Genomic DNA, 18,216 nt, shown 5'->3' on the forward strand with positions numbered 1-18,216 from the left:
ATTAGGAAATCTATTTCGAAAAAATATAGTAATAAATTTATTTGGTACGCAACCATTACCAATAAATTTAGTCAAACAATTGATGGTAGTAGGTGCATCCTAATTTAGCCTATTTGTAAAATAGGTTAGATTAGAGGAAATTAATAACACATAAAAAAAAGAAGGAATGAAGTTTTTAAAAATGAAGCATATGTTGCTTATGTTCGCTATTGTTGTCGGGATGTCAGCCTGTTCAGAAGATAGTGACCCAATACCAGAGGTGTTTACACGTTTTGGTTTTATGTATACAGATGGGGGTAATTACTTTATCGATATTGATGGTGGCGAGAAGCTAATGGTGGAATCCTTTGATGATGAAGGGGTAGAACTAGATGCTTATGATAGGGTGCTTGCTACTTTTTCCATCAAAGAAACACCAGAGGAGACTATTCTTTATGATTATTTGGTGGAGTTGAAAGGTTTTTACGATATTGACTTTTCTGATATTGTGACCTTAGATGATGATAGTCGCGACACCATTGGAGATGGCTTTATTACAGTAACAGATATGGGTATATCTGAGAATTATTTGAATTTGCAGATTTTTTATGCCCAGCAAAAAGGATCGCATGTGTTTTCTTTGTGTTATGATGCAACTCAACAGGAGGATGGTGAAGCTGTTATTCTAGATCTGTATAATTATTATCCGGAGGAAGAAGAAGATGGTGGCGCTAATTATTATACCTACCAAACATACGATTTGAGTGAGCTTTCTTCTCTGTTAGAGCTGAATGAGGATAATGAAATTGAATTCAGGATAAGGGTTAATAAAGGAGATTCGCAGGAAAAAATATATCAAGTAGTGTATGATCCTAGTTAGCCGTTTACAGTTGGTATTTAATTAGTAAAGGACTGGCAGTTTTTTAGAAATTCAACTTTAACACTGTACTTCCCCTTTTGTCTGAGGACAGAAGGGGAAGTGTTGTTATATAGTCTTTGCAAGAAAACTCCAAATACTGCGTTATTCTCATTTTTGAAACAGTCATTTACTATCAGTAAACTCCTTGGTTTCAAAAATATCGAAAGCCTTGTCTTTGTAGCTTTCTTATCAAAGACAAAGAAAACAGTAGTTTTCTTGCAGCCACTATATATGGTACTAAATTTATATACAAGGCATGCTTGCTTTATTTATCATTGTACTTTTTGTAGATTTGCATTTCTACAAAGAAATATGGGAGAGATTAAAGATAAATATAAGACCATAGCAGCCCCTTCAGAAGGCATATATAAAGAAAAGGGAAGTAAATTTATTTCGTACGCATATCCAGTTTATAGCGAAGATGAAATCAAAGAACATGTGCGTAAGCTAAAGGATGAATTTTACGATGCACGTCATCATTGTTTTGCCTGGCAGTTAGGGACGGATGGTCTACGTTACCGTGCCAATGATGATGGTGAACCATCGGGTACGGCAGGTAAGCCTATCTATGGGCAGTTAAGATCCATGGAGCTGACTAATATTTTGGTGGTTGTAGTACGTTATTTTGGAGGGACCAAACTGGGCGTTCCTGGTTTAATACGCGCTTATAAAGAGGCTACCATAGATGCCATCGCTAATGCCGATATTATTGAAAAAACGGTGGATGATTTATATAGTGTTAAGTTCGATTATTTGGTAATGAATGATATTATGAAGATTGTGAAGGATGAGAATTTGATAATTGCCAACCAAAAATTTGACCTGTCCTGTGAATTAGAATTTAGTATACGTCAGTCCGAAGTTCAAAAGGTGCTGCACCGATTCGAAAAAGTAGACTCCGTTAAGTGTGAGTACCTAAGAACGCAGTAAGATACTATATGTAACTATTTTGGTTGTTTGTAAGGGATTGTAAAGGAAAATTTAGACCCTTTGCCAGGCACTGAGTCTAAACCAATACTTCCTCCTAGTATTTCTACCAAGCTTTGAGAAATAGACAAACCCAAGCCTGTTCCTCCATGCTGCCGCATGATCTGAGGATTCGCTTGCGAAAAGCGTTCAAATATTTTTTTCTGCTCTTGTTTGGCGATGCCAATACCATTATCTTCCACAAAGAACTCAATAAAACGGTCTGTAATGCTGTAGCCAATACAAATGGTACCGCCCTTCGTGAATTTAACGGCATTGCTTATTAAATTACTTAATATTTGTTTTAATTTGCTTTCATCAGTTACAACAAGCACTTTTTCTTCGTCTTCCGGAATGTCTACCCTAAGATGTATGTCATTCTCCAGTGCTTTTTTGTTAAAGAAAGAAAACATGGTTTGCAATACGTCAAAAACATGAACAACAGAATTGTTTACCTGTATTTGACCGGTTTCTATCTTGGATATTTCCAGTACATCATTGATGATGTCCAGTAATTGATGTCCGCTTTTAATAATAACCGAGGTGTAATATTCTCTTTCGGCAGGATTAATGGTTTTAGAAGATAATAGCTCTGAAAAACCTATGATGCCATTCATGGGGGTTCGGATCTCATGAGACATATTGGCTAAGAATGAGGATTTCAACCGGTCGCTTTCTTCCGCTTTTTCCTTTGCCGTGATGAGTTCTTTTTCTGCCAGTTCTTTTGTGGTAATGTTTCTGACGATGGCTAAGGTGTGCTCTTCGTCAAGATACACCATTCTTGATTCAAATATTTGAACCGTATTTTTGAACTGGAGCTCATATTTATAGGTCTCAATGTTTTTGTTATGAAGTACAATGGCTATTTTATCAAGTGTTAACTGGGCGATGTCGGGCGGCAATACCTGGTTTACATTTTTATGAATAAAAATATTTGCTTTCTTAAATAGTTCCGCTTCGTCATTGCTTTGATAGTCTGTTATTTTACCATTTCTATCAAATACAAACATCATATCAGGAATGGCAGACATCAGACTGTTGGTTTTGGTCATGTTCTTTGCCAATCTTTGGTTGGATAGTTTAAGGTTTTCAACCAGTTCTTTCTCTGTGCTTACGTTTGTAAGTGTGCCAAAACCTTTGTGGGGTTTGTCATTTTTAAATAGCATTAAGCCACTACCTAAAATGTATATGGGTTTATGATTGCCTGATTGTAGTTTAAATTCATTTTTCCAAGCGATTCCATCCTTTAGCGCATTTTCCCATCGTTGGGTTATTGTAGGGCGGTCTTCCTCATGGATGAATTCCTTTAAATCAGAAAATTTATTGATGGTGCTTAACTGTTTAAGAATAACGGATGGGTCTCCATACCATGTCAATTCATCGGTGTGTGGATTCCATTCATATATGATGTCTGAAATATGAGTAGCCACCATCCTGAATTGCTCTTCGCTTTCCCGCAAAGACAATTCTATGCGTTTGGTTTCTCTAATATCTTGGGCGATACCATGTATGCCAACAAAGACCCCATCTTCTCCATAGATGGGGCGCATGGAGCTGCGAATCCAGTTGAAATCGCCACTTTTATTTTTTATTTTTATTTCGGAATCAACAGTGCATCCTCGCTTTACACTCTTAAGCGCATCACTAAAGGTGAGGCGGTGGTTCTCGCAGACAAAATCACTGAAGCTGTATCCGATTACTTCCTGAGGATCATAGCCAACCAATAATTTAATGACCGGACTAATATAGGTGCAGATTCCATTGGCATCAATAGAAAAAATGACGTCGTTAATCTTTTCTACCAGGTCGCGGTATTTATTTTCACTGGATTTTAAGGCTTTTTCGATCTTTGTTCTGATGGATATATCTTGTAAGATGCCAATACCCCCGGCGATCTTTTTATTTACAAATACCGGAGCGGCCTTTAAAAGTACATTTGTAACATTGCCACTAGTGGAAGTAAGGTATTCTCCCTCATATTCATCCTCAATACCTAAAAGTGCATTCTGAAGGGCTGGGAGTACTCTCTTATCATAAATCTTGTTTATGTTAAGCCCTAGTAATGCCCTTTTATCCGATTTGAGTATGTGGGCAAACTTTTCGTTTAAATCGGTAATAATCAAATTCTTGTCGAAGTAGAATATGCCAATGGGAGAATATCGAAAAAAATATTTTAGTTTTTCATCTTCGTTCAGCAGTACGTCGCGTGGTATGGTGTTTCTTTGATAATGTTTGGATGCGTATATGATGTCTTCTTCTAGTTGGATCTTAATGATTTCAAGTTGCCTTTTTTTTTCGTCAGAGATGTAGCTTTGTTTTTTGGAATACATGCATAAGCAAGCAAAATTATTGCCTTGTTCGTCAAGGACCGGTACACCATATAGGCATTTTAAACCTGCTTGAGCTTCTAGTGTTTCATTTTTATCTGACCTTTGTAGGTCGTCAATGAATTGACTTTTTGAAGTGTCAATAATTTGTTTGCAAAGACTGTTGCTGATGTTTTTATTGTAAAAAATATTGTTTTCACTTGGCGAACTATAGGCAATCGCTGTTAAGCTATTTTCTTTTAATTCAGCTAATAAAACCATGGAACAATTCATTATTTGGGCATAAATGCCAAATTGTCCTTTCCAACGTTTTAAGAAGTAATTATAGTTGTTGTTTGATAGGTCCACGTCTTTGCTGTAAGCATATTAATTTGCAATGATAGAATTTATAAATACTAAAATACTACTTAATTTGAATACAGTCCAAATTAATTCGATGATGTAGTCCTTTTTTTTGAGTAATGTCATCAATCATCTAAGGAGTGCATTGTTTTCGTTAGCGAAGTATTTGTTATGAGTGTACGATATGCTCTAAAGTTTATTTTGTTTCTATCTGGTGGAAAGTGAAAAAGCTTGTTTTGTTTTTTTCAATATCAAAATGAAAGGTTTCGTGGCGTTGTTCAGAACCATTGACTATCATCTCTATCTGATGGTTTCCTGGTGCTAAAGGTATTCTTGTATAGTGGATGGCATATGGAAGCGACTGCCAGTTTCTGGTGTCTGCTTTTTCGGTGAGTGCATTAACAATACTGATGATGGAGCCCAGGTTTTGGTTTTCTCTGTTGGCCAATGATTCCAGTGCTTTTTTTGTGGCGAGTCGGGCAATGCTATTGGCCATCTCTCTGGTCATACGGTCTTTGAGTGATTGAAATGCGATGGCGTTAATATTTTCTGATAATTCCAGGGGATATTCCTGCTGTTGGGTTCGTAGTATAGCTTGAGTGAATGCAGGTTTTCTTTCTATGTACTTGGGAAAGGCCACCCGAAGAAAGGATAGGTTTTTAAAAGCACCTTGCTCATTTACTCTTCGGTTACCTACGTATACCGGGAAGTTAAAGCCATAATCCTCATTGACAAAAGTAACCCATCCATTTCGGTAGCCTGCATTTGTAAAATTGATACTCCACTCTGATTTAACTGGGCCAAAACCATTCATCCATAAAAAAACAAGCGATCCATCTTCGTTGTCGGAAGGTTTGTATTCTAGTGCGAATAGGTCTTTATAGTAATTATATTCTTGCATAAAACCTATTTGGTATGCAACACGTAGGAGGTCTTTTTTTAATTGAAGGGGGGCAGCAATACTAAATAACTTCTTATAGTCATTTTCATAGGCTTCGTAAGCATTACGGTAGGCTATGAATGCATTGTTCTTATCTCCTGAGGCATCATAAATCATCCCCATTAAATTATGGGCAAAAGCGTCATTGGTGTATTTGTTCTTATTGTTTTTGTATTTGTCGTTTAGCTGTTGTAACTGAATGTTGACTCTTCTACACTCTACCAGTGCTTCTTCATAATTTTTAAGCATAAGGTAATTGAGCGATTTGTAATAATGAACCATTACGATTTCAAAATCTTCTGGTTTGTAGGGGCGTACCATGGGGTTGGAGATCATTGCTAAAGCTTCTGAACCCAGACTTTTTTTGTAGTCCTCGTTGTATAAGTCTGCTTTTTCAAAGTAGGTATTACTAAGTTGGTAGTTGCCCAACATAAAATTGACCACCCCTTTGTTCATATAGTGGAGTACCTTATTAACTCCAGATTCTCCTTTCTTATCTTTTTTTAAGAGTTTGTCGGCAGAATGAAAATCTCCATTTGTAATATAACTTTGAAGTTGATAGTTTTTTTGGTAGTAGGTGGCACATCCCATAAAAGTGAGGGATATACATGTAGTGACAATTAAAAGTACGAGTTTGTTTTTTTTAATTGACATATGAGTTAATTGGAAGGAGGTGAGAAATAAATATTTATGCGTCACTGATTTGACTGCTTTAAAGGCCTATTCCATTCGTAGTGTTTAGTAGGAATGGAATAGGCTTTTGTAATTTATTTGTTGATGTATTTTTTTATCTTTTTGTCACCAATCCAAACTATTTCGTTGGTTTCAAGGTTTGATAACTCCAGGTTAGTCTGGTAATAGTTCACCCGTTCTTTTTTATAGGTATCTACAATTGAGTTGATGTCTCCGTTGAGCATGAAATCAGCTCCTAATTCTTTGCCCCATTGCTTGGCAGTTTCCAGTGAAGCAAACTCCTGTTGGGCAGCACGTTCTTTTCGAAGCTCTTCTCGTTTGTCGGCGGCCTGTACCAAACGTACTTTACCACTATTAATAAAGGTGCGTTCTATATCCTTAATGAAGGTGTTGGCATTAATGTGTTCGTGTGATTTATTGTATACTAATCCAACGATTACCACTGGTTTTTTGCCGTTGTTGTTTTGCATATAATTGGTGATCCAAGCGCCGGAAAGTACTTGTTCTACCATGGCTTCTGCCACCATCTTTGAATCCGTGTCGTTCCATCTCCCACTTAAATCAATGGCTTCATCAGGAGATACTCGCTCTACTTTGTGACTGGCGCAGGCCGAAAAAAGTAATGCTATAAAAAGGGCGGACGTTAGTAATTTAGTTTTCATATTTACCGTATTTTGGTTGGATAAATGTTTATATTTATTTTGTAATTGTAGTGGTCAAAAATCAATTATCATGCCAACTAATTATTCAAAATATTCAGATAATGTTTCACATTTTCAATTAAGTATTCCGTATCTCCTTTGTGCTTGCTCACATCTATCATCAGATCGTGCAGGCTTTCTTCAATATGGGCACAACCTACCTTAAACTTTGCGTTTGACATCTTGATTATGTATTCGATGGCAAATTCTTCTTCTTGGTACAAATTAATAATAATATCCAGTGGGGCTTGAATGAAATGTTCAATCATTTCATTTTTAGGCTTGTAATACCAGTTAAAGTCCTGTGCGTAAATATAGTGGTGGTGATTGTCTCCAATAAGTGTGTTTTCTTCTTTTTTCACATGGGCATAGCCTAACACTTCAATATTCATTTCTAATTCCTTGAAATAGGATTCGAGTTTTGTGACGGATTGTCGATTGTTTGCAATGCTGGTATCGTAAACAATACCAATGTTCTTGGCTTGTTTTAAGTTGCAAATGACCGGCGTTCTTTTTTTCTTTTTTAGTTTTTGCTTCAATATAAAAGCACCCAATCGAATTCTTATGTTTGTTAAGTAGTTCACAGAATTAATTTTCTAGAAGATCAATAAAATCAGATTCGCTAATAATTTTTACACCTAGTTTTTGGGCTTTGGCTAATTTAGCTGGTCCTGTTTTTTCACCTGCCACAAGATACGATGTTTTTGCCGAAACTCCACTAAGGTTTTTTCCACCGTGTTGTTCAATCTTATTTTTTAGTTCATCTCGCGAGAACTGCGTAAAGGTTCCACTTACCACAAAGGATAGTCCTGTGAATTTGCCCAGGTTTTCATTTTGTGCTTCACCTTGTAGTTGAAGACCTGCGTCTTTTAATCGTGTAATCATAGCCCTGTTTTCGCTATTGGCAAAATAGGTAATGACACTTTGGGCTACCTTAGGTCCTATGTCATCCACTTCTGTTAGTTCTTCCAAGGTAGCGTTAGCTAATCGATCGATAGTATGAAACTTTTTAGTGAGTGTTTTGGCAACTGTTGCCCCAACATGTTTGATGCCTAGTCCGAATAAAACATTGGGAAAAGGAACTTCTTTGGATTTGGCAATTCCATTTAGTAGGTTTTGGGTCGACTTTTCCTGAAAGCTGAATGTTTTTTTCTGAGGGTCATCGCTTGAAATTCTGCTGAGTCCATTTAGCTGATCGTAACTTAATTGGTAAATATCACTGACTTCTCTTACCAAACCTTTTTCAAAAAGAAGATCAACTACCTGTTCGCCAAATGAATCTATGTTCAATGCCTTTCGGCTAACAAAATGTTCAATTTTGCCTTTGAGTTGAGGGGGGCAGGTCTTGTCGTTGGGACAAAAATGGGCTGCCTCACCCTCGGGTCTGATGAGCATTGTGCCACACTCAGGACATTTTGTTATAAAATGGATCTTTGACGATAAAGGGGGGCGGGCACTTTCATCTACGCCTGTTATCTTGGGTATTATCTCTCCTCCCTTTTCCACGTATACCATATCTGACTCATGCAGATCTAGCTGTTGAATGATGTCGGCATTGTGCAAGGAGGCTCTTTTTACGGTTGTGCCAGCAAGTTGTACTGGCTCCAGATTGGCCACGGGCGTTATTTTTCCTGAACGGCCTACCTGGTAATCAACAGATAGTAGCTGGGTACAAGCTTCCTCAGCCTGGAACTTATAAGATATGGCCCAGCGTGGCGACTTGGCGGTGTAGCCCAATTCATTTTGTAAGTTGATGTCATTCACCTTGATGACGATGCCATCTATTTCAAAGGGTAATTGATGTCGTTCCTTATTCCAATGGGCAATAAATTCGTTGATCTCTTCCAGAGAATGACATATCTTATAGTGTTCGGGTATTTTAAAACCCCATGTACGCGCTTTTTCCAGGTTATGAGAATGTATTGTCGTGGGAAGCTGTTCTCCGATCATGTAATATAGATAGCAGTCGAGACCACGTCTGGCCACATCGGAGCTTTTTTTCATTTTAAGAGAGCCTGCTGCGGCGTTACGGGCATTGGCAAAGGGTGCTTCTCCTTCAATATCACGGAGCTCATTTATCTTCTGAAACTCGGCATTGGGAATAAATATCTCTCCTCTGATCTCAAAATGAGCTGGATAGTCACCTTTTAATTGCAGAGGAATGCTTTTTATGGTTTTTACATTGGCTGTAACGTCGTCGCCCTTTTCTCCATCGCCCCTTGTTACAGCATGTGTTAGTTGGCCATTTTCGTAAGTGAGACCAATGGCCGTTCCGTCATATTTTAGTTCGCAAACGTATTCTATATTTCCTCCAATAGCCTTGCTAACTCTTTGGTGAAAATCAGCTATCTCTCCTTCGTTGTAAGTATTACCCAAGGATAGCATAGGGTATTTATGGGTGATTTGTTGAAAGTCATTGGATATGTCGCTACCTACTCTTAGTGAAGGACTGTTGGTATCCATGTATTCGGGGTGCTCCTTCTCCAGCTTTATCAATGTATGCATCATCTGATCATAGGCATAATCAGAGATGCTAGGTTGGTTAAGAACGTAATATTGATGGTTGTGTTGGTTGAGTTGTTCTCGTAAACTTTGTATCTCTTGTTGAATGTTTTCGTTCATCATCTATCATTTTCGAATCGGTATTTTGTAAAAATACAATTTTTAAAGAATGAAAGAACATACTAAAATAAAAAAGCACGCTTTCTCAACTTTTTGAAAAAGCGTGCTTCGCAGTTATCGGCAGATAATCTTTATTGAATAAATAAAGCCCATGCGGGCGCTATTCCGGTAGTTAGTGTTTTTATGAGTGTTTTATCCTTGTTATACATTTGTAATTTTCCTGAGGTAGAGGTGCTTTCTGATATCATGCAGAAAACATCATCGGTTTCGGGGTTGACGGCTACTCCATTTAATCCATTTACATTGGAAACGAAGGGTTCTGCTTCGTATGTCTGGCTAGCAACATCAAAAGTTTGTAGTCCACCTACTTGTATCCACTCATCATTGGTATCCTGAATCCATGAGGAAGCAATAATATATATTTTTGAAAAATCGCTATTGGCTGCCATAATGGAGCTATAGCCGGTGGATATACCACTTAAGGTATACGTTGTTTCCAGTTCATCTGTTTGTGTGTTGATATACCCCATGCCTGTTTCTGTGGATGGATGTGTGAAGGTACTAATCATACTTACATATAAATTATTGCTATTATCTTTTAGAAAGTACGATGTGGCGGCAGGTAAATCGATATATGAGAAGGTTTCGGTGTTTAAATCCATTATGGCTACTTTTTGCTCATAATTTAAGGCACAGTACAATTTGCCGTTGGCAATTTCAAGTCCTTCCGGACCGCCGGCTAAAGCAATCTTTTTCTCCACAATCTTTTCCTTTAAATTATATTTAGCAATATAGGAAAGGCTTGTGTCTTCCCAGATGTCTCCTCCCCAGCATGAAATATACAGGTAGTCTCCATTGCCAACACAGTACCTGGGTTTCACAATGTCTGTGCTCACTCCATTTTCTGTTTGTTCAAGAAAAACATTGTCGAAATAATATACTTCGTCCTTGTTGTTACCCATCACATAAATATTACCATCGTAGTTGTATACATACTGTGGGTTACCCGTCATGGCTACGCCATTGATCGATTCATAGACGTAATTGTTGATGGTTGAATCTGCTAGGTTAAAGGAAGATAAAGAGCCTTTAGTGCCTCCGTAATTTCCATAATTTACAATGTAAAAACTGGATGTCTCCGTGTTTTTATTGGTTTCATTGTCTTCTTCACACGAAGAAAATAGAAATGGAATAATAGCAATTAATAAAAATAGCTTTTTCATGTGTAAAATATTTGTTTCTAATTATTAAAGTAATATTTGATGCCCAGAGTGTAGTGGATCATGGGCATGGCGTATCTATATTCGTTTTGGTATTTTTCACTGAGCACATTGTTTATGTTTAAAAACATTCTAAGCTTGTGTTCTTTTAACTTTAAGTATTTGTAAATAGAAATGTTTAAAAGAAAATAGTCGTTCAATGTTTTGTTTTCCGCTTGGTTGTAATATCTTTCTCCGGTATAAGATCCGTTTATGTTGATTCCCTGTTCTTTATAGTTGATGCTGACGGATCCATTGGCCATGTGTTTGGGTGTATATTCTAACTGACGTCCTAATTGATCATTCTCAATTTCCGAAGCTGCTCGTATCGCCTTGTTGTAGGTGTAGTTTGTACTTAATTGGATGTTCGTTTTGTTGAGTTTTATGGTGGCATCGGAATGGAATTCTAGTCCTTTGCTTTTTACGCGAAGTATATTGGCCGCAATCCAACCTTCGGTCTTTGGAATCCACATAAGCCAATTATCCACATCCATATAAAAGTAATGTATGTTGGATTTAAGGGTAAAGTGCTCCAAGCTAACGGTGTATTTTAAGCCTCCTTCAATAGCGAGTCCTTCTTCTGACTTTAAATTTTCATTGGCCTTATAGTTAGGTTGATCCCAAAAACGATCATTGAGGGTGGGTATTCGATAGCTCTTTTGGATGTTAGCACTTAGTTTTAGAACGGAGTTTTTTTGAACCCAAAGGTTGTGTTCTAATCCTAAGGAAGGTGTAAAGGGTGCCGAGAATGAAGTCACAAACTGTTGACGTAAATTGATGGATACATTGGTGTTGGTGCCGTATCTCATAAGTAAGGAAGCGAAAATATCAAGTCGATCTTCCGTGGGATTGTTTTTATAGGCGTAAACATCAGGAACGATATGTTTGTATTTTGCTCCTATTGTGTAATTGAAATTTTTCCATTGGTGTTGGATGCTTGTTTCTGAAATAAATCTTTGGGTAGAAATAGATTCTTCTTGAAGACCGTTTGAAATAGCGTCGTCATAGACATAACCTGCTCCTAATTGGAATTTTATTTTGCGTTTTTGTAGCTTGTAATTTGTCCACATTCTGAAGTGAGTATCTTCATAGGTCTGTTGTATTAATGTATCGCTGGAGTTTGCTTCTATGGTAGGTTGAACTTCGTGCCAGCTATTGGTATACCAAAACATGGATGTGAAAGATTCTTTATCTGAAATTTTAAAATTTAGCTCTTGCATTACATCCATGTTATCTATGGAAGCATATTTTTGTTTCTCCGTTTTAAATTGACCTGTACTAAAGTCTTTAATGGCTGTATTTTTAAATTTAAAGTCGTTTTTCTTTTCTAAAGATAAAATACGGGTGACCGATTCAAATTTACCATTCCCTAAAAATATTTTTCCACCCCATGTGTAGGCGCCAAAAGATCCAGTGGATGCCAATAACTCAACCTTCTGTCCTTGTGTCCAGTTGAGTGCAGAACTTAAGCGAATACTGCCACCTATGGATCCGGATCCAAGAGATGCGGATGAGCTGCCATATAAAACATTCACCTTGTCAAACAGAAAAGTTGGGATATTGCTAGGATTAGAACTGCCTAAGGTGAGTGAGTTAATGGTTAAGCCCCCGACCATTACAGAGGTGTGGTCGCTGGACGTACCTCTGAAGTGGAAGCTGGATAAGCCGCCTGCGTTAGATTTTATGTATATGGGCGTATTCGTTGATAATAAATCGCTGAGATTTTGGGAGGCCATTTGTTCCATTTGCTCAGGGGAGATGAGCTGGGTTTTACTGCCTACTAAATATTTCTGCGTGATGGGTGACAGAACATCTACTTCTTGGATATAAAAAGTATCTGCTAACACCGAATGAGTGGAGTCATTCAGTAAATATAAGTTCTGTCCTTGAATGACAGAAGTGAAAAAAACGAAAAAAGCAATCCCGACTATCTTATGCATTTACTTGTCAAATAGTAGCCTGGGAGGAAAAAAAGATGTTCTAGTTAGAATACCTTTAACAGCCTAGCTCCCGAAGCTTTTGTTAATTAATTATTGGCAGGTATTCTGACTTGTTCATACTACTGATACCTTCCCAACAGTCAAGTGTCTGTCAGTGGTGTGCGTGTTTCAGTAATAACTAATGAACCTACAGCTGCGGGTACAGTTCCGGAATTTTGGAATAAACCAAGCACCGGATTCCCTTTTCATTCGCGGGTTGTTACAACCCTTGAAAACCAAATATGCGGCAAATTTAATAAAATATTCGTGTTTAATGACGATGTAGAAGGTGGATTGTGTTTTGTCTTGTGACAATCATCGTATTGAGTGAGGAATAAAATTCCTACTTGAACAGTATATGTGAAAAAGCACTTGCCTGATGTAACTTGATGAATTATTTTGAGGGAGGTTAATATGGGGTGTTGTTTTTAAATTGAAATAATAGTGCCCGAGTGAAGGATGCTGGTTGTTTGTAGACCTGTATCCTGTGATGATGGGTAATGGTGTCAAACTAATGGGTCTTATGTCTCGGATGTTGAATCCGAAGATTTCGGGGTAGTGGCTTTTTCTGCGTTACTTGTTTCTGCTTTTTGCATAAAGCCACTTATAAAGGATTTGAATAGGTTTAAAACATATTGTGATAAGTCATTGAAGATAGCAGAGACAAAACGCATTGGATTCAGGTATTCTTGAAGCTCCATTTTTTTTATTTCTAACTTTTTTTCAGAGAGACGTATTTGATAATAAAGTTTTATTTTTTCTTCTCGGAAGTCGTCAAAGGAACTTATGTGTGTATAGTTATTATTCTTTGTCATAATTGCTGTAGTTAGGAAAAAATAAATGTATAAATGATTGAATGATGGGCTTGTTGATAAGGATTCCCCTAAGCAGATAAAAAATAATACCGGCAACCAGATAGGCTCCTGCTACTATGATAAAGCCTAACTCGGTGCTGTTTGTGTAGCGTCCAAATGCGTAAGCTGCAGCTATTGATAAAAATAAGAGTATAAAAAATGCGATATAAAATAAAACAAGACGAACAGCTACACCGGCCGTAAAACGACTTAAATCTTCGGCAACATGCAGCTTCGTCAAATCTATTCTATTTTGAACGTAAGATTCAATCTCTTTTTTTATTTCTGTTAGATCGTCAGATAAACTTTCTTTATTACTCATAGTATATACGTAAAAATACCCGAATCAATTTCTGTTTTAATGTAAGAAATTTGAATCGGGCTTCAAAATAAAATGCTGCAAATTTTATGTGACATCAATTAATTAACAAAGATGATGGATGATGCTGCCTCTTATTAATTAGGACTGTTTGTGGGTTCTAGTGTTTTTTTGTATTCCTCAAGAAGTTTTTCAATTTTCCCCTCTATGTTGTGAATCTTAGTTCTAAGTTCGTCTTTAATTTCTCCACTTTTAACTTTTACTTTTTCTTTTGTGGCATTCATCTCTTTTTCTAACTCATGCAGCTTATCTCTTAGTTGTTTACGGGTTTCTTTTCCGTTTTGAGGTGCAAATAATAGTGCGCCTGCAGCGCCAACCATAGCTCCGGCCAGCAAGCCTCCTAAAAATAATCCTGTATTTTTCATATGCCTAATTTTTAAATGGTTAATAATAATGTATATCATTTATTAATATAACACTTAAAGGTGTAAAAGTCAAGATGGCAAAAAAAGCTTTTGATAATTGCTTTGAATAAACATATCTGTACACTAAATTTGGGGATTAGCATCGGGTCTGTTTTTGTTTTATGACTGACACGGTATGGATTTTTAAAGAAACATATGGAGAAGCTGGTTGAAATTGATCGTTACGAGAAGAAAGAGATAACAAAGAACTATAGAAGCTTGTTGAGGGCTTGTAAGAATATATTATCTAATGATGACATAAAGGAGATTCGGAAAGCCATTGAAATGGCTCTGAGTAGGAAGAAAGAGTTTAGAAGGCCATCGGGCAAGTTATCTGCCATTCACTCATTGGAAGTGGCCAATATAGTGGCATCGGAGATCGGATTGGGAAGGACCTCTATCATCTGTGCTTTATTGTATGATGTTGTTCAGGGTGATGATGTTGAGAAACATGAGATACTAGAGATCTTTGGTAAGAATGTGGAGGATATTGTTACCGGATTGATAAAGGTAAAAGGATTGTACGAGAAAGATACTTCTATTGAAAGTGAAAACTTTAGAAAGCTACTTCTGACTTTTGCGCAGGATGTGAGGGTCATCCTCATTATTTTAGCGGACAGGTTACAGACCATGCGTAGCTTAAATTTATACGATGCTGAGAGCCAACAGGTAATTGCAGCCGAAGTGGGCTATTTGTATGCGCCTATGGCTCACCGCTTGGGTTTGTATTCTATCAAAAGTGAGATGGAAGATGGTGTGATGAAATACACCAATAGAGAGATGTATAGTTTTATTGCTAAAAAACTAAATGAAACGAAACGTGCCCGCGATAAATATATCGCCGATTTTATTGCGCCTATAAAAAAAGAGCTGGAGGCTGCTGGCTTAAAGTTCGATATCAAGGGACGTACTAAAACGATCTACTCTATCCATAATAAAATGAAAAAGCAAAATACACCTTTCGAAAATGTGTATGATCTGTTTGCTATTCGTGTTATCCTAGATAGTAAGGAAAAGGATGAGAAAGCTGATTGTTGGAAAGTGTATTCCATTGTTACTGATAAGTATCAACCTAATCCATCCCGGCTACGCGATTGGTTATCTATCCCCAAATCAAATGGATATGAATCATTGCATACCACCGTTCTGGGGCCCGATAAAAAGTGGGTGGAAGTGCAAATTCGAACCCATAGAATGAATGAAGTGGCTGAAAAAGGACTTGCTGCTCACTGGAAATATAAGGGGGGAGAAGGCGAAAAGGGAATGGACGCTTGGTTAGGTAATATCCGTGAGGTATTGGAAAATCCAGAAAGAAATGCCATTGACTTTATCGATGATTTTAAACTGAATCTTTACGATGAAGAGGTGTTTGTTTTTACACCCAAAGGGGATCTGAGACGCTTGCCAAAGGGCGCTACGGTGCTTGATTTTGCTTTTGATATTCACTCAGGGGTTGGAAAACAATGTAATGGCGCTAAGATAAATGGAAAGCATGCCTCCATTAAACAGGTATTGAAAAATGGAGATCAAATAGAGGTGCTTACGTCTAAAACACAAGTGCCTAGGGCTGAATGGTTAAATGTGGTGGCTACTTCTCGTGCTAAATCGAAGGTGAAACAGGCGCTCAAGGAAATACAATATAAGGAATCTGAATTTGGAAAAGAAACCCTCGTTAGAAGACTTAAAAATTGGAAAATAGAACTGACCGATCAGCTGATTCATCAGTTGGTAAAGCATTATAAATCAAAGTCGATTAATGATTTTTTTAGGGAGATTGCACTGGGGACGATAGATGTGACCAGTATGAAGGATGTGGTGAGTGCTCCAGATACTAAAGTGCTGGATAAAGAGAAGCAGGAAGAGGTTGCTCAACAGAAAAGTGCTACCAATTTTGTGGCCGGTTATGATGAACTGGAGGACTCGGATGATGTGCTTGTGATTGATAAAAACCTTAAAAATGTGGATTATTCACTGGCCAAATGCTGTAGTCCAATCTTTGGTGACAAAATTTTTGGCTTCGTGGCGGTTACTGGAGGAATAAAAATACATCGAATTAACTGTCCCAATGCTCCAGAGATGCGATCTAAATTTGGATATAGAATTGTTAATGCACAATGGAATTCTGGTGGTACAGCTAATTTTCAGGCTACTCTTAAGATTACAGGAACGGATGATATTGGTATTGTTAGTAATATAAGCCAGGTCATTACTAAAGACTTGAAAATGAAAATGCGGTCTATTTCTATTGACTCCCAGGAGGGGAGTTTTGAGGGGACAGTAACTGTATTTGTAAATGATACCGATATGTTAGGACGACTCATCAAAAAGGTGAAGAAAGTGAAAGGCGTTTATAATGTGTCTCGTATTGATTCGGTAGTATAGTTTCTTTTGACATATGCATGGGTGGGATCTGTGTGCTGATACAGACTGAAAAGGTCTTGTGTAAATGTTTTTTTAACAGAACCAACTTTTGTGCGTTATCTGCCGGTGTTTTATGGTGTGTTAAATGCAAAACGCCTATATAAATAAAGAGTCACCATTTTTGCAATGGTGACTCATGTAAATGACTTTTTAGTTTGCTGATTACGCGGAGAATAAGTCCGCTATAACTATTGTTTATATTAATTGGGTTATAGGAGATCGTATTTTACTTATTACCCAATTACTTTTGTTCTTTACTTCATACTTTTCATGTATTTAAAAAGTTCGCTGTCGGTTGATAAGATAACCGAAGTTGTTGTGTCAAATGTAGTTTCAAAAGTTTCCATTGATTTTAAGAAACCGTATAATTCGCGGGAAGCAGCTGTTTGGTTGTACGCAGAGGCATAGATGGCTGCGGCCTGTGCATCGGCCTTACCTTTTATTTCTTCAGCTTTTCTAAAGGCTTCGGATTGTATTGTTTTTAGCTCTCTTTCTTTTTCTCCATTAATACGAGAGGCTTCACCCTGACCTTCGGAGCGAAATTTATCGGCTATACGAAATCTTTCACTTTTCATTCGTTCGTACACCTGAGCACTCACCTCTTTCACATAGTTAATTCTTTTGAATCTAAAATCTAGGATGATAATACCCAGGTCTTTGGCCTTTTCGTTGGCAGATATAAGAATTTTATCTTGCAGTTGTTGACGTCCAACAGATATGATATCCAGTGAGTCTGAGATCATTTCTCCCGTAGCTCCGGAAGATGCTGGTGTTCTGTTCTGAGATCGTACTGCTTCTTCCAGATCGTGGGCTGCTATGTAATCCCGTGTTTCTCCATCCAATATATCATTTAAACGTGTAAGAGCACCTCTTTCGTTGGTCATTCTCTTGAAGAATTGCAATGGGTCTGTTATTTGCCATCGTGCATACGTATCAACAAAAATGAACTTTTTATCTTTTGTGGGGACTTGGTTAGGATCACCATCCCATTCCATGTAGCGTTTGTCAAAATAATTGGTCTTTTGAATAAAAGGTGTTTTAAATTTTAGACCGGGTTCTGTTTTTGCTTCTCCAACAGGTTTACCAAACTGAGTAATTACAACCTGTTCTGTTTCTTTTACCACGTATGCACTTTGAAATATTACAACTAGCAATACAGCCAAAGCGACGGATATAAGTATGAATTTATTATTTTTCATTTGTTTAAAAATTAGTGAAACTTTACTAAACTGTGCAAATTTCAATTGTTCATCTATGTGCCCAATCATTTGCGCTGCTCATGCCCGTTTCATCTGTTTATATTTAACTTTTAATGGTCCTATGGATCTCATTAAAACTAATCATCCTTCTGTGTGTGAAACAATTCTCATAACACGTTTCATATGGTATTGCTTTGTTTTACAAAGAAGTATGTGTTGATCTCACTATTGC

General features: G+C 37.4%; 14 protein-coding genes and 1 riboswitch. Of the genes, 3 read left to right on the top strand and 11 right to left on the bottom strand.

Annotated features, from left to right (window positions below; translation table 11 throughout):
* Positions 1–166: 166 nt before the first annotated feature.
* Both CYTFE_RS0102865 and CYTFE_RS0102870 read left to right on the top strand, forming a co-directional pair.
* Positions 167–859: a NigD1/NigD2 family lipoprotein gene (locus tag CYTFE_RS0102865; protein ID WP_081735894.1), complete on the top strand. Its 693-nt coding sequence runs from the start codon at positions 167–169 to the stop codon at positions 857–859.
* Between the two features lie 351 nt (positions 860–1,210).
* Entirely contained in the window at positions 1,211–1,828 is a 618-nt protein-coding gene (locus tag CYTFE_RS0102870; RefSeq protein ID WP_027470574.1) for an IMPACT family protein, read from the top strand.
* Positions 1,829–1,842: 14 nt separating this feature from the next.
* On the opposite strand, the gene CYTFE_RS24715 is transcribed toward CYTFE_RS0102870, so the two are convergent.
* From CYTFE_RS24715 to CYTFE_RS0102920, 10 genes are all read right to left on the bottom strand, one after another.
* Positions 1,843–4,452, bottom strand: a complete 2,610-nt coding sequence (locus tag CYTFE_RS24715) for a PAS domain S-box protein (protein WP_052522272.1) — start codon at positions 4,450–4,452, stop codon at positions 1,843–1,845.
* A 277-nt stretch (positions 4,453–4,729) separates the two neighbouring features.
* Positions 4,730–6,127 (bottom strand): COG3014 family protein, encoded by a 1,398-nt coding sequence (locus tag CYTFE_RS0102880; RefSeq protein ID WP_027470575.1) that lies wholly within the window; start codon positions 6,125–6,127, stop codon positions 4,730–4,732.
* A 113-nt stretch (positions 6,128–6,240) separates the two neighbouring features.
* Positions 6,241–6,828, bottom strand: a complete 588-nt coding sequence (gene lpoB / locus CYTFE_RS0102885) for a penicillin-binding protein activator LpoB (protein ID WP_027470576.1) — start codon at positions 6,826–6,828, stop codon at positions 6,241–6,243.
* Between the two features lie 77 nt (positions 6,829–6,905).
* Positions 6,906–7,451, bottom strand: a complete 546-nt coding sequence (locus tag CYTFE_RS0102890) for a DUF6913 domain-containing protein (protein WP_027470577.1) — start codon at positions 7,449–7,451, stop codon at positions 6,906–6,908.
* 4 nt (positions 7,452–7,455) lie between these two features.
* The gene (ligA, locus tag CYTFE_RS0102895; protein WP_027470578.1) at positions 7,456–9,492 is read right to left on the bottom strand and encodes an NAD-dependent DNA ligase LigA; all 2,037 of its coding nucleotides are present in this window, start codon (positions 9,490–9,492) and stop codon (positions 7,456–7,458) included.
* A 128-nt stretch (positions 9,493–9,620) separates the two neighbouring features.
* Positions 9,621–10,712 carry an NHL repeat-containing protein gene (locus CYTFE_RS0102900; RefSeq protein ID WP_027470579.1) on the bottom strand — a complete coding sequence of 364 codons (1,092 nt, stop codon included), beginning with the start codon at positions 10,710–10,712 and terminating at the stop codon, positions 9,621–9,623.
* Positions 10,713–10,729: 17 nt separating this feature from the next.
* Positions 10,730–12,688, bottom strand: a complete 1,959-nt coding sequence (locus CYTFE_RS0102905; protein ID WP_027470580.1) for a TonB-dependent receptor plug domain-containing protein — start codon at positions 12,686–12,688, stop codon at positions 10,730–10,732.
* 78 nt (positions 12,689–12,766) lie between these two features.
* A riboswitch (cobalamin riboswitch) is annotated at positions 12,767–12,983 on the bottom strand.
* A 265-nt stretch (positions 12,984–13,248) separates the two neighbouring features.
* Positions 13,249–13,542 (bottom strand): hypothetical protein, encoded by a 294-nt coding sequence (locus CYTFE_RS28295; protein ID WP_052342957.1) that lies wholly within the window; start codon positions 13,540–13,542, stop codon positions 13,249–13,251.
* Complete coding sequence (locus CYTFE_RS0102915; protein ID WP_027470581.1) at positions 13,529–13,903, bottom strand: phage holin family protein; 375 nt, start codon at positions 13,901–13,903, stop codon at positions 13,529–13,531. The genes CYTFE_RS28295 and CYTFE_RS0102915 overlap by 14 nt, the downstream gene beginning before the upstream one ends.
* 134 nt (positions 13,904–14,037) lie before the next feature.
* A complete protein-coding gene (locus CYTFE_RS0102920) occupies positions 14,038–14,325 on the bottom strand; it encodes a YtxH domain-containing protein (RefSeq protein WP_027470582.1) in 288 nt (95 codons plus the stop codon).
* A 195-nt stretch (positions 14,326–14,520) separates the two neighbouring features.
* Between CYTFE_RS0102920 and CYTFE_RS0102925 the strand changes: the two genes are divergently transcribed.
* Positions 14,521–16,746 (top strand): RelA/SpoT family protein, encoded by a 2,226-nt coding sequence (locus tag CYTFE_RS0102925; RefSeq protein WP_027470583.1) that lies wholly within the window; start codon positions 14,521–14,523, stop codon positions 16,744–16,746.
* Positions 16,747–17,039: 293 nt separating this feature from the next.
* Here CYTFE_RS0102925 and hflC read toward each other — a convergent pair whose 3' ends face one another.
* Positions 17,040–17,984, bottom strand: a complete 945-nt coding sequence (gene hflC / locus CYTFE_RS0102930; RefSeq protein ID WP_027470584.1) for a protease modulator HflC — start codon at positions 17,982–17,984, stop codon at positions 17,040–17,042.
* Between the last annotated feature and the right edge of the window lie 232 nt (positions 17,985–18,216).

It is taken from the genome of Saccharicrinis fermentans DSM 9555 = JCM 21142 (assembly GCF_000517085.1).
In the GTDB taxonomy this organism is placed as follows: Bacteria; Bacteroidota; Bacteroidia; order Bacteroidales; family Marinilabiliaceae; genus Saccharicrinis; species Saccharicrinis fermentans.

Excerpts from the sequence above, each read along its gene's own strand:
- CYTFE_RS0102865 (WP_081735894.1), top strand. The coding sequence starts at position 167 with ATGAAGTTTTTAAAAATGAAGCATATGTTGCTTATGTTCGCTATTGTT.
- CYTFE_RS0102870 (WP_027470574.1), top strand. The coding sequence starts at position 1,211 with ATGGGAGAGATTAAAGATAAATATAAGACCATAGCAGCCCCTTCAGAA.
- CYTFE_RS24715 (WP_052522272.1), bottom strand. The coding sequence starts at position 4,452 with ATGGTTTTATTAGCTGAATTAAAAGAAAATAGCTTAACAGCGATTGCC.
- CYTFE_RS0102880 (WP_027470575.1), bottom strand. The coding sequence starts at position 6,127 with ATGTCAATTAAAAAAAACAAACTCGTACTTTTAATTGTCACTACATGT.
- lpoB (WP_027470576.1), bottom strand. The coding sequence starts at position 6,828 with ATGAAAACTAAATTACTAACGTCCGCCCTTTTTATAGCATTACTTTTT.
- ligA (WP_027470578.1), bottom strand. The coding sequence starts at position 9,492 with ATGATGAACGAAAACATTCAACAAGAGATACAAAGTTTACGAGAACAA.
- CYTFE_RS0102900 (WP_027470579.1), bottom strand. The coding sequence starts at position 10,712 with ATGAAAAAGCTATTTTTATTAATTGCTATTATTCCATTTCTATTTTCT.
- CYTFE_RS0102905 (WP_027470580.1), bottom strand. The coding sequence starts at position 12,688 with ATGCATAAGATAGTCGGGATTGCTTTTTTCGTTTTTTTCACTTCTGTC.
- CYTFE_RS28295 (WP_052342957.1), bottom strand. The coding sequence starts at position 13,542 with ATGACAAAGAATAATAACTATACACACATAAGTTCCTTTGACGACTTC.
- CYTFE_RS0102915 (WP_027470581.1), bottom strand. The coding sequence starts at position 13,903 with ATGAGTAATAAAGAAAGTTTATCTGACGATCTAACAGAAATAAAAAAA.
- CYTFE_RS0102920 (WP_027470582.1), bottom strand. The coding sequence starts at position 14,325 with ATGAAAAATACAGGATTATTTTTAGGAGGCTTGCTGGCCGGAGCTATG.
- CYTFE_RS0102925 (WP_027470583.1), top strand. The coding sequence starts at position 14,521 with ATGGAGAAGCTGGTTGAAATTGATCGTTACGAGAAGAAAGAGATAACA.
- hflC (WP_027470584.1), bottom strand. The coding sequence starts at position 17,984 with ATGAAAAATAATAAATTCATACTTATATCCGTCGCTTTGGCTGTATTG.